The organism is Metabacillus niabensis (assembly GCF_902829255.1).
Taxonomy (GTDB): Bacteria; Bacillota; Bacilli; order Bacillales; family Bacillaceae; genus Metabacillus; species Metabacillus niabensis.
On record NZ_CADEPK010000033.1, the window covers coordinates 52,929 to 65,841 of the forward strand.

At 36.3% G+C, this 12,913-nt stretch carries 11 protein-coding genes; 9 read left to right on the plus strand and 2 right to left on the minus strand.

The window, feature by feature from the left end:
• Positions 1-9: 9 nt before the first annotated feature.
• Complete coding sequence (locus HU235_RS06225; protein ID WP_174879639.1) at positions 10-573, minus strand: TasA family protein; 564 nt, start codon at positions 571-573, stop codon at positions 10-12.
• A gap of 164 nt (positions 574-737) precedes the next feature.
• Positions 738-1,319 (minus strand): TasA family protein, encoded by a 582-nt coding sequence (locus HU235_RS06230; protein ID WP_174879640.1) that lies wholly within the window; start codon positions 1,317-1,319, stop codon positions 738-740.
• A 728-nt stretch (positions 1,320-2,047) separates the two neighbouring features.
• Between HU235_RS06230 and HU235_RS06235 the strand changes: the two genes are divergently transcribed.
• The 9 genes from HU235_RS06235 to HU235_RS06275 all read left to right on the plus strand — a co-directional run bounded on the left by HU235_RS06235 (position 2,048) and on the right by HU235_RS06275 (position 12,883).
• On the plus strand, positions 2,048-3,478 hold the full coding sequence (locus tag HU235_RS06235; protein WP_174879641.1) for an alkaline phosphatase PhoX: 1,431 nt from the start codon (positions 2,048-2,050) through the stop codon (positions 3,476-3,478).
• A gap of 172 nt (positions 3,479-3,650) precedes the next feature.
• Positions 3,651-3,878: a twin-arginine translocase TatA/TatE family subunit gene (gene tatA, locus HU235_RS06240; protein WP_095302613.1), complete on the plus strand. Its 228-nt coding sequence runs from the start codon at positions 3,651-3,653 to the stop codon at positions 3,876-3,878.
• A gap of 193 nt (positions 3,879-4,071) precedes the next feature.
• Positions 4,072-4,815, plus strand: coding sequence for a twin-arginine translocase subunit TatC (tatC, locus tag HU235_RS06245; protein ID WP_095302611.1), 744 nt, complete (start codon positions 4,072-4,074; stop codon positions 4,813-4,815).
• A gap of 314 nt (positions 4,816-5,129) precedes the next feature.
• On the plus strand, positions 5,130-7,346 hold the full coding sequence (locus HU235_RS06250) for an EAL domain-containing protein (RefSeq protein ID WP_174879642.1): 2,217 nt from the start codon (positions 5,130-5,132) through the stop codon (positions 7,344-7,346).
• 43 nt (positions 7,347-7,389) lie between these two features.
• On the plus strand, positions 7,390-9,024 hold the full coding sequence (locus HU235_RS06255; protein ID WP_174879643.1) for a thiamine pyrophosphate-binding protein: 1,635 nt from the start codon (positions 7,390-7,392) through the stop codon (positions 9,022-9,024).
• 1 nt (position 9,025) lies between these two features.
• A complete protein-coding gene (locus tag HU235_RS06260) occupies positions 9,026-9,400 on the plus strand; it encodes a carboxymuconolactone decarboxylase family protein (RefSeq protein ID WP_095302607.1) in 375 nt (124 codons plus the stop codon).
• Between the two features lie 144 nt (positions 9,401-9,544).
• A complete protein-coding gene (locus HU235_RS06265) occupies positions 9,545-9,736 on the plus strand; it encodes a YbxH family protein (RefSeq protein ID WP_145581116.1) in 192 nt (63 codons plus the stop codon).
• A gap of 276 nt (positions 9,737-10,012) precedes the next feature.
• Positions 10,013-10,996 (plus strand): GMP reductase, encoded by a 984-nt coding sequence (guaC, locus tag HU235_RS06270; protein WP_174879644.1) that lies wholly within the window; start codon positions 10,013-10,015, stop codon positions 10,994-10,996.
• A gap of 177 nt (positions 10,997-11,173) precedes the next feature.
• Positions 11,174-12,883: a methyl-accepting chemotaxis protein gene (locus HU235_RS06275; protein ID WP_174879645.1), complete on the plus strand. Its 1,710-nt coding sequence runs from the start codon at positions 11,174-11,176 to the stop codon at positions 12,881-12,883.
• Positions 12,884-12,913 lie beyond the last annotated feature (30 nt).

Sequence of the window (12,913 nt, forward strand, 5' to 3'; positions counted from 1 at the left end):
ATGTCATTTTTAAAAATCAGAATCTCCATCTCGTTGGACAGCTTCAAATTCCCATTTTAGCTTTAACTCATCCTCCTGAAAGTGATTTTGATTTTGCCCATTATCAACAAATTTAATACGAACTGCATATTTCTCTACTTTGCCTTCAGATGGAAATTCATCGCTCACCTTTATCGGCTCTCCCGATAGCTCTGATAATTTCTTTTGTATGACTACATTTTTTCGCTCATTCACTTTATAAATATACTCAACAACAAGATGATCACCTAAATCATCACCATTATTAGGATCCCCTTTGTCAATCACCTCGTAGGAGGAGTGAAGGAGTATTTCCTTCATATCGACACTCCCATCATTTGTCAGCTCAAAATTGCCATGAACCGTATCACCCGGCACTAACCCTTTGACATCAATAATCGTTGGTTTATTAATCCCAAGCTCAAGCACACCTGTCGTAAACGTATTGGTTGTCGGCTCCTTATCTTGAAAATACGCTGTTGTTCCTTCACTAATAAGACCTAGTCCACATAAGGCAATAGCAACGCTTGTTAAAAGTTTTCCTTTTACACCCATACGTTCTCCTCCTAAATAATCCTTATTGACGTTATAGTATAAGCCGCTAAGGAATTGAAGAGACTGTTTCTTCCATTTCTTAGTGGCTTATCGCAATAGCAGGCAGCATTTTATAACAGTGGAGGGGGAGGTTCCCCCTCATCGATTCAAAAAGAATTTATCAATTATCTTGCCTCGAAAGACCAGTTAAGCTTTAATTTATCCCCTTGGAACTGGTTTTGATCCTCTCCATTGTCAACAAATTCAAATTCAACATACATTGTGTCCTTTGTTCCAGCTGGAAGTCCACTAATCTCATTATCAAAACCAATTACCTTCTTTTCTACCGCATCTGGTGTCATTTGCTGTAAATCATAGAGAGTAGTAGAGAAAATGATATCGTTAGGTCCAGTTTCTTCAGATTTATCACTGTTTTCTAGGAAGTTAACACGAATATGTTTACCGAAATCATCTGTATTATCGCCCTTTGCATCTTCAACCTGATAGCTAGTTGATAATAGTACTTGTGTAATATCAAGTGAGCCGTTATTGACTAAATCAAATGAACGAATCATCCAGTTCCCCGGACTTAAATCCTCAACATCAATAACTACCTCTGGGTCTACAGAAAGATCTATTGTTCCTGCTGCAAACGTATTAGTCGTTGCAACTGTATCACTAAAATACGCATATGTTCCGCCACCAATTAATCCTAAGCCTAAAACAGCCGTTGCTACACCTGTTACAATATTTTTCTTAATACTCAATGTTTTCTCCTCCTAGAAATTTGGTTACCAAATCCATTGCCAACTCTACTATCATTGTTTACTAGAATAGTAAAAGAGTTATCTTCTCCTCCCTTCCACACCTTTACGAATCGACGAACAACTCACATGAAGTATAGAAAATTTAAAGGTAACTAGAAAAACCGTAAAACACGACATAATTTCGTTAAAAAGAACAATTATCTCTCATTTCCTTCTTTTTCCTCGTCAAAACTCAGCTTTCGGAATTTTTCGTTAATTTTCCGTAAAGAAAAATATGCAAATTTACGTATGATTTACAAAAATTTTGTAGATTTTTCTCACAAGCTATCCTGAACAAATCTAGTAATCTCAAGATATTTAATACGTATTGAATTCGAAATAAATACTAGTTTCTCACATTAATAAATGAGGTTTCCTTTAACATAGACTTCATAATTCCCTTAATCTTTTTTAGTACTATTTCGTTACTATTTTTGCATTACTTTTACCCTTCTCTTCTATTTTATTACAGTGTGTAGACTCATTTTTCATTCTTTAGACTTACCCTTCTCACATAATTTTCCCTTTTTGTTCTTTAAAACAGCCACTTTTAGCTTATTTTTTCTCACATTTAATAAATTTACTTTTGCTTAACAGAATTTTTATAGTAAACTGATACCTTTTTCATGTAGAACAAGTTTCATAGATTTGTACATCGTTACTAATCAAAATTTGGAGGGAAAACGGGAATGAATATTGGAAAAGATGGCTTAAACAGGCGTGACTTCCTGAAGGTTGGCGGATTAGGTACAGTTGCATTGACTTTAGGTACCACTGGATTATTATCACTTACTGGGGCAAAAGAAGGTGTTGCCGCAACTAGTGGCTTTACTGGCTATGGACCACTCGTAAAGGATCCGAATGGAATCCTCGATTTACCAAGAGGCTTTCATTATAAGATCATTTCTCAAACTGGTGAAAGAATGCCAAATGGAGACTTAATTCCAGCTTTATTTGATGGTATGGCTGCATTTAAAGGTGAAAAAAACACAACCATCCTTGTTCGCAACCACGAAAATGGGACAAACTCTCAATATCCTGTTAATGGAAAAAACCCATGGAGCAAAGGTGCTGCTGGCGGTACAACAGCACTGATTGTTGATGAAAACAGAAATGTGATTGATGAATATGTTACCAATTCTGGAACGATTCGAAATTGTGCTGGCGGCCCTTCTACTTGGGGTACTTGGTTAACATGTGAGGAAACACGTGATTTAGGCCATGGCTTTGTTTTTGAAGTAAATCCACTTGATCCAGAAAATGAAATGTCAAAAACACCGATTCGCGATATGGGGTATTTTTCACATGAAGCATGTGCTGTTGATCCAACAACAGGTATTTGGTATTTAACAGAAGATAGCAGTCCAAGCTTTCTCTATCGATTCACTCCACATGATCGCAGTCAAAAGCTAGGTTCCCTTCAAAAAGGTGGAATTTTAGAGGCTGCAGCGATTGATGAAATTTCTACAACCTCTCCAAGCCAGTTAAATAGTGGGCAAAAATTCGGGATCGTTTGGAAACAGTTAAACCCAGAGCGCGCTCAGCAGGATGCAAAGGATTTAGGCTGTATACAATTTAGCCGTTTAGAAGGTGCCTACTTCTCTGCTGGAACATTTTGGTTTGATGATACAAGTGCAGGTAGTAAAGCACTTGGTCGCGTTTATCGTTACATCCCTGCGACAAATACATTGGAGCTCTTCTACGAATCAACATCACAAAATGAATTAGAAATGCCTGATAACATTACGATCGCTCCTTGGGGAGATCTTTGGATTGCCGAAGACGGTGGTGGAAATGACCGTATCGTTGGTTTAACTCCTGAAGGAAATATTTATACATTTGCAGAAAATCGAATGAATGGTTCAGAGTTTGCTGGCCCTACCTTCTCTCCTGATGGAAAGACGCTTTTTGTCAATATGCAAACACCTGGTATTACATTTGCGATTTGGGGGCCATTTGCTCGTCGCAATGTAGCGCGCCAACGGGCAATGAACCATGCAGCACCACCTGCTAGTCTAGCACCAGATGTATCAGATAAGCTAACAGCATTTGCTGATGAGCAAGGAATGTCTATCTTAGAAGCAGCTGCACTTGAGCGTCATGGAATGCCTATCCTTTAATAAGGAAAACTTGAAGCTCATTGCTTAGCCTTTAGCTATAAAACGTATAAGAATAAAAGGTGTTTACACTGAATTCCTATACAATGCTGATCATAAGGCAAGTGACCTTAGCCGTATCTACTCTTATCAAAACTTATTATGAAGCAAAATCTATCTTAGTTAAGGGGGTTCTATCGTGCCAAACGTTGGAATACCAGGTCTAATACTCATTCTTGTCATCGCCCTCATTATCTTTGGGCCATCCAAATTACCGGAAATTGGGCGTGCGTTCGGAAATACACTTAAGGAATTTAAAAAGGCAACAAATGATTTAGTAAACGGTGATAGCGAACAGAAAAAAAGCAACGAAAAAGCAGAAGTAGTCAAGCTTGAGAAATCCGAAACAAAAACGGGTAGTTAAGAAAAAGCGAAGTAGCTTGCATACCCTATGACAAAAATGTGGCACAAGAATAGAAGCTGTTTATTCTTGTGCCTCTTATGACTAACAAGCGCTAAGTAAACAGCCTTTCGATAAGAAAGCGAACGATGTAAAATGGCCAACTGAGCTTTAGAGTAGCTTATATCGTTCTTCTATTAATAAAGGAGTACATGTTATGGATCAGACAAAATTGAAATTCACCGATCATTTAGAAGAATTACGAAAGAGAATTATTATTACCGGAGTTACCTTCATTCTTTTCTTTATCCTAGGTTTCGTTTTTGTACAGGATATTTATCAATTTTTAGTAAAGGACTTGTCTGGAAAGCTTGCCTTGCTTGGTCCTGGAGATATTATTTGGATTTATATGGTGATTGCTGGTGTAACAGCAATAGCTTGTACGATTCCTGTAGCTGCATATCAAATTTGGAGATTTGTTAAGCCTGCCCTTACTCATTCAGAGCAAAAAATCTCCTTAGCCTTTATCCCGGGATTATTTTTTCTCTTTCTTTTTGGAATCGCATTCGGATACTTCATTTTATTTCCAATTGTTCTTTCCTTTTTAACAGGCCTTATTGGCGATCAGTTTGCAACCTTTTTTACTGCGGAAAAATATTTTAAATTTATGTTGAACTTAACATTACCCTTTGGATTTTTATTTGAAATGCCAGCTGTTGTGATGTTCCTTACAAAATTAGGGATCATCAATCCTCTCAAGCTTGTTAAAGCAAGAAAAATCTCCTACTTCGTCTTAGTAATTGTTTCAGTGTTTATTACCCCTCCAGATTTTATATCTGATGTTCTAGTTATTATACCTTTACTGCTTTTGTATGAATTAAGTATTACATTAAGCAAAGTTGTCTTCAGAAAGAAGCTAAAATCAAATGCTCAAGATTTGTCGAATTTTGAACAAATATAGCAAAAAAAACACCGTAAAAGCCTTTACACAATCTGTTGATTCTAACATAATACTAGTAAGGGCTTGTTTTTATCATAATTTAAGACCAACCTATAATGATTGGTCTTTTATTATTCGCGTAATCTATTCTACAGCTCGAATATTCTTGGAAAAAGCCGAGAAAAATAATCACCAATATCATATTAAATCGTATAGATTGAACGATATCCTCTCATTAAGCTTCTCGATGGGAACTCGCTTTTCCACGTTTAAACGCTAATTGTAATATAAATAAAAATAATTAGGATTAGTACATACTTTAGAGGTGCTGTTTAATGAATGAAAAAGAACCCTACTATATAACTGAATCAAAACAATTATGTCGAGAACGTGGTATGGATCCCGATATTATAGCAAGTCCGAAGGTGAAGATGACCGAACTAGAACTAGCTAGTAAGAGAAAGTCATACAGTGAGATTTTATCTGTTGTTAGTTTTTTCTCCAAAAAGCTTTTGGATTCACTGAAAGGTACTCCTATCTTAATCGTCATTTCTGATGAGAAAGGATTCTTGTTGGAAATGGTTGGTGATGAAACGATTAAATCCACTGTCGAGCAGTTCGGCATCCAAATCGGCAGTCTATTTACACAAGAAGACACTGGGACGAATGTAATTAGCCTCGCTTTACAGCAAAAACATCCTATTCGATTAATTGGCGAAGACCATTTCCATTCATTTCTCCATGGAATTGCGTGTTACGGTGCTGCGTTTCATTATACAGATGAAAATAGCTTATTAGGCAGCGTTTGTTTAATGATGCCAATTGCCCTTCAAAATCCCCTTTTCCTTACAATGCTCGCACATGTTGTTGATTCAATTGAAAGAGAGCTGCTATTAAGAAAGCAAAATAGAAAGCTAAATATTATGAATCAAATTATGCTCAGCAGAACACGTAATGGAATTGTGATTACCGATGAAAAAGGGATTACAACTGAATTTAATGATTTCGCTGAAGAAATCTCTCCTTTTTATAAAAATGAGGTAATTGGAAGATGTATTTACGAATCAGGCATAACAGGCGAATACTTCAAACGAGTATTACAACATGAAGAAAAATTTGAAAATGTTGAACTAAAATATACTGGTAAAAAAGGCAACCTTATTGTTTGTTTATTTGATGCTCAACCTATTTATGAAAACGATCGAGTTATTGGTGCCTTTGGTCAATTTAGGGATATTACTGACCGCTATTTAATAGAAGAAAAATATAATTATTTAGCCTATCATGATGACCTTACAAATTTACCAAACAGACGATATTTTCAAAAAGAGCTACAAGCATTTATTAAAGCGAACAAAAAGAAAAAGCAGTCGTTAGCTGTCTTATATTTAGACTTAGATCGCTTTAAGGTCATCAACGATACTTTCGGTCATTCAAAAGGTGATCACCTTCTAAAAGAAGTGGCGAAAAGATTATCAAGCTGTATAAGCGAGAATTCTCAATTAGCACGGATGGGTGGAGATGAATTCATTATCACCATCACTAATTTTAAAAATCCGCAGGAGATCACTAAATTAGCTGATAAAATATTGGCGAAGTTTTCAAAGCCGTTTCGCCTTAAATCGATTGAAATACATACATCTGTAAGTATCGGTATTGCCATATACCCAGATTATCCATTAAATCTTGAAGAATTTATGATTTATGCTGATAACGCAATGTATCAAGCAAAGGAACAAGGAAAAAATGGGTATGCCATTTATACAGATGAGTTAATTCATCTTTTAACTGAGAAAATAACGCTTGAGTCTGACCTTAAAAGGGCATTAAATGAGAATGAGTTTTTCCTCCAATACCAACCACAAATTTGCTCTAAAACAGGAGAAATAGTAGGTGTTGAAGCATTAATTCGTTGGAATCATCCTAAATTAGGGATTATTTATCCAGATAAATTCATTCAATTAGCTGAAGAAACAGGATTAATTATTCAGCTTGGTGAGTGGGTAGTTGAGCATGCCTGCTTACAAAACAAAAAATGGCAAGATTCCGGACTAAAGTCAATTAAAGTATCTGTTAATCTCTCTACTCAACAGTTTTTAAAGCAAAATTTGGTAGAATTTATGAAAAAAGTATTAGACAAAACCAAGCTTGATCCTAGATACTTAGTATTAGAGATAACTGAGTCAATGGCAATGGATTTTGATTATTCCTTAAATGTCCTTGAACAATTGAAAGGGATTGGTGTTGGAATTAGCATCGATGACTTTGGAACAGGCTATAGTTCCCTTAGTTATTTAAAGAAATTCCCGATCGATTATTTAAAAATCGATAAATCATTTGTCAGGGATATAAATGATGATGAAAATGATGCAAATATCGTAAAAGCCATCATCACATTAGCGCATAATCTTAATCTTCAAGTCATTGCAGAGGGGGTTGAGACAAACGAACAATTGCAATTTTTAAAGAAAAACGATTGCGATCACATCCAAGGGTATATTTTTAGTAAACCACTTACATCGAGCCAAATTGAGCAGGGGTTTCTTTCATAACTATCAAAAAAGAGAGAGAAAATGGGGAGGAGAAACTTTAACAATGGAATCATGTGCATCAGTATTAGTCAGAAATTTTAAAAGATGGGGAGTTAACCATATTTTTGGTATTCCAGGAAAAGCGGTGTCCCCTTTAATTTTTGCTACGGACAAGCATGATATTGAATTTGTTCTCAGCAAGCATGAATCAGGGGCAGGCTTTGAAGCGACAGGCTATTCAATGATGAATCAAAAAATCGGTGTTGCGCTTGGTACCTCTGGTCCAGGTGGGACAAACTTGCTTACTGCTGCAGGACAAGCAAAATCATCAAATATTCCACTATTGATCATCACTGGCCATCCAGGATTAAAGGATACTGGTAAAGCATTAGGACAGGATTCTTCTATCTTTGGTACAGATTTAGCGGAAATGTTCAAGCCTGTTACGAAATTTAGCGCAAGAGTCGAACGCGGTGATATGCTGAAAATCTACTTACAGCATGCACTCGAAAAAGCATTAACAGGAGTAAAGGGTCCTGTACATTTATCGATTGCATTCGATATCATGCTCGAAGAAATTGAACCATTTGATCTTGATCTACCAGAGTCAAACGAAATGGTATCACCACATATCGACGAAGTTGTTGAATTATTAAATTCTGCAAAGCGTCCTCTATTGTTTTTAGGAAAAGGTGTTCACTCAAGTAAAGCTTATGAAGAAGTTCGTTTATTAGCTGAGCATTGGAACATCCCTGTTATAACAACTCCTGGTGGTAAAGGGACGTTTATTTCCAACCACACTCTTTCTCTTGGCGCCTTCGGATTAGGAGGTACACAAGAAGCAAGTGATTATCTTAAACAAGGTGTCGATCAACTAATCGTCATTGGCACAAAATTAAGTGATATGTCAGTTGCGGGGTTATCAAAAGAAATGTATCCAAAATCAATTATCCACTTTGATTACGATCCAACCTTTATGGGAAAAACACTCAATGTCCCAACAACACCAGTTCTTGGTGACATCCGCTCTAATTTACAGGCAATCCTGAAGGATGTTTCCCCAACTGAGCATAATGAATTTATAAAGCCTAAGCAGCTAAATCAAGTGGAAAATAACTCTGCTGAGGAACGAATGACTGCAGAAACTACATTAAAGGTCGTTAGAAATTCCCTTCCTGATGACGCAATTATTTTTGGCGATGATGGAAGTCATACCTTTTTTGGTATAAAATATTTTGATATCTATACACCAGGTACGTTTTTCTTCGACGATGTTTTCGGTGCAATGGGACATGCTATCGGATATTCAATTGGCGCTAAGCTAGCTGCTCCAGATAAAACGATTGTCTGTTTAGCTGGTGATGGCTGTATGTTCATGCATGGAACAGAAATTTCTACCGCATTAAACTATCAATCACCTGTATTATTCATCGTATTAAATAACGGTAGATTAGATATGGTTGAAAAAGGAATGCGGAAAATGATTGGAAAGTCGATTGGAGCAGTATTTGAAACCCCGCTCGATGTAGCAGCCTTTGCAGAGTCAATGGGTCTCCAATCTTTTAAATGCTTTAATCCTAACGATTTACAAATTGCCCTGCACCAAGCCTTACAAACGATTGCCGATACAAACAAGCCAGTTGTTGTGGAAGTAATCGTTGACGGCGAAGAAATTCCACCAACGATGGGGAGGCAGTAAGATGGAACAGAACAATAGATTTGAAAAAGGAATTACTACCGTAAAGGAAATGGTTCCTGAAGAAACCTTTAAAATGATGGAAAACATGGAAAAGGTATCTCCAGACTTTTGGGAAATGATTGTCGGCTTCGGATTTGGTGAAGTCTATTCAAGAAAAGGACTTTCCTTAACTCAAAGAGAAATCATCACACTAACAGCACTTATTACCCAAGGTGCATTTGACCAGCTTGAGGTTCATATCCGCGCAGCCTTACAAGTCGGCTTAACCCAAGATGAAATCAAAGAAATCATTATTCAATGTGCGGCATATGCAGGATTTCCAAAGGCAACACAAGCGATGCAAATTGCCGGTAAAATCTTTGAATCAGTAAAATAATCCTTATTTATAGGGGGTGTTTGTACTATTTTTGTACAAGCACCCCCTTTCTACTTCCCCCCCTAAAGACTAAGATTACCATTTCAAGTCATACTAACTATTGAACATTAACAACTTTAACAATTTGGGGGTATCAATTTTTTCATGGGTGCAATTGAACGAAGTGGTTATCGATTTGAACCTGAGTATAGTGTTATTGAACAGAATGGTGCAATCCATGTCTACAAAAAAGGAACCTTTATTGAAGAACTTCCCTTCACATTTTCCGGACAAGCTCCAAATTTAGGCGAAATTGAAAAGCTCATCGATCAATATTGTGAGGAGCAAGGCATTTAATACTTTAAGCAGCTAGGTGTTAAATTTAGACACATCAATATAGGAGGAGCTGCTTACCTCTTCCCTGGTGTGTCTCAAGCTCAAAGAAGTGCTTATTGTCTTCTATTCAAGAGTGACTTATGACTCGTGAGGCTAGGTGCTGCAGCTTTAAAAAAACCTACTTTTACATACCTTAATGAAAAGCTTTGACAATATAATGAAAATGATGTAAAGTACCAATGGGCGAACATTTTTAGTTTAACTAAAAATAAATATTCGTGTTTAGGGGTGTTATTCATGGAAAATGTATTTGATTATGAAGATATTCAATTAATTCCGGCAAAATGCATTGTAAACAGCCGCTCTGAATGTGATACAACCGTAACGTTAGGTGGACATACGTTTAAATTACCTGTAGTTCCTGCTAATATGCAGACAATTATTGATGAAACGATTTCAATTTATTTAGCTGAAAATGGCTATTTCTATATCATGCATCGTTTTGAACCAGAAAAGCGAATCGATTTTATTAATATGATGAAATCACGCGGTTTAATCGCATCAATTAGTGTAGGTGTTAAAGAGGAAGAGTATGGGTTTATTGAACAATTAGCAAGTGAACAGCTAATTCCTGAATTTATAACAATTGATATTGCACACGGGCATTCTAATGCTGTTATTGCAATGATCCAGCACATCAAAAAGCTCCTTCCAACTAGCTTTGTCATCGCAGGGAATGTTGGAACACCTGAAGCAGTTAGAGAATTAGAAAACGCTGGTGCTGACGCAACAAAGGTTGGGATTGGACCAGGAAAGGTATGCATTACAAAAATTAAAACTGGCTTCGGAACTGGAGGCTGGCAATTAGCTGCACTTCGTTGGTGCGCAAAAGCTGCAAGCAAACCAATTATCGCTGACGGCGGAATTCGCACTCACGGTGATATTGCTAAATCAATTCGCTTCGGTGCTTCCATGGTTATGATCGGTTCATTATTTGCAGGTCATGAGGAATCACCAGGAAGAACAATTGAAAAAGACGGAAAACTTTATAAAGAATACTTTGGTTCTGCATCAGAATTCCAAAAAGGTGAAAAGAAAAATGTTGAAGGTAAGAAAATGTATGTTGAGTATAAAGGCTCATTGCAAGATACATTAACCGAAATGGAGCAAGACCTTCAATCGTCAATTTCCTATGCAGGTGGAAAGAGATTAGATGCAATCCGTAATGTTGATTATGTGATCGTAAAAAATTCAATTTTTAACGGTGATAAAGTATATTAATAAGCTAAGAAGAGCGAGGGTGTTATTCCTCGCTCTTTTCTTTTTTATGATAATGAAATTTTCACATAAACTGACTGCTTTTATATTAAATATTTCATACATATGACGATATAAGGAATAATGATGAATTTTGTCGAAAAAACACTATTACCATTTAATTAAAGGGGTGCAAACACAATGAAGTTACTCAAGAATCTAAAGATTAGCTATAAAATTGTTGTTTTAATCATTATTTCACTTATTAGCTTATTAGCAGTTGGAACAATAGGCTTTGTACAAATAAAGGATATGGGAAATAAGCTTGATGATATGTATACAAATAAGCTTCAATCAATAGACACTGTAAGCTTACTAAAAACGAATAACCAAATTATCGAAAAATCATTAATTGAGCTGATGATTACTACGGACGACACACGAAATAAAGATTTATTAACTGATATTGAAAAAAGACTAACAGAAATAGAAAAAATATTAGCTTCCTATCAAACAAATAACACAAAGGAACTAGAGACATTAGATAAAATTTCAGCATTATCTGATGAAATCGGAAAATCCTTTCCAAACATACTGGAGTTGTCTGCTAGTAATCAAAATGAAGAAGCATACGAAATCTATGTAACGACTACAGGACCAATTTTAAGACAAATTGATGACAATTTCACAAATTTAATACAGATTAATCGGGATGATGCAAAATCAGTAAATGAACAAAATAAAAGTGATGTTCATTCTTCAATCATCTTAATCATTAGTATTACAATCCTTTCATTGGTTCTCTTTGGCTTAGTGAGCTGGATTATTTCAGCATTGATTGTTAAGCCAGTTAAGCAAATGGAGTCATTAATGAAGCAAGCCGAGAATGGGGACCTAAGTGTTCAAAGTACGTACCAATCAAAGGATGAAATTGGTTTCCTTTCACAATCCTTTAACAATATGTTAAGGCAATTAAACGAAGTAATATCAAAAATTCAATTAGCATCAAGCCAAGTTGCCGCTTCATCGGAGCAATTAATGACAAGTGCAGAAGAGACAAATCGTGCGTCAGAGCATATCGCTGAGGCAAGCACAGTCCTTTCTACTTCTGCTGAAACTTCTGTGAGAGAAACTGAAAATGCTTCAACAGCAGTTCAAGAAATGGCAATGGGTATTAATCACATTACCGAGTCTATCTCACTCGTATCTGAGCATTCGAATACGACCACTGCAGAATCTGAAAAAGGGAATATTTCACTAAAGAAAACGATTGATCAAATGGATTCTATTAACAAAACGGTCCTGTCATCATCAAGTATTATAAAAGACCTAGGTGAACGTTCAAAGGAAATTGAAAATATAGTCGCAATGATTTCTGGCATTTCAAATCAAACAAATCTATTAGCCTTAAATGCAGCAATCGAAGCAGCTCGTGCTGGCGAACATGGAAAGGGTTTTGCCGTCGTTGCTGATGAGGTAAGAAAGCTTGCAGAGGAATCAAATCGTTCTGCAGAACAAATCACTCACCTTATTCAAGAAGTCCAAAACAATACTTTAAATGCAGTAGATGCAATGGATAAATGCATGCAGGAAATGAAGACTGGCCTCGAACTAATTAATGAAACTGGCACATCCTTCAATCACATTCTTCAATCTGCTACAGATGTTTCAAAGCAATCGGAAGAAGTAACAGCAGCTGCTGAAGAGATGTCGGCAAGTGTCGAACAAACAGCATATGGTATTTTAGAAATTTCTAAAAATGCCGAAACCTCCGCCTCTACATCTCAAACAGTGGCCGCTGGAACCGAGGAGCAGCTAGCATCAATGGAGGAAATCACAGCTTCTGCACATACACTAGCAAAAATGGCAGAAGAGCTTCAAACAATGGTTAGTATGTTTAAAATAAAATAGAAAAATATGATAGTTAATGTATTCACAAAA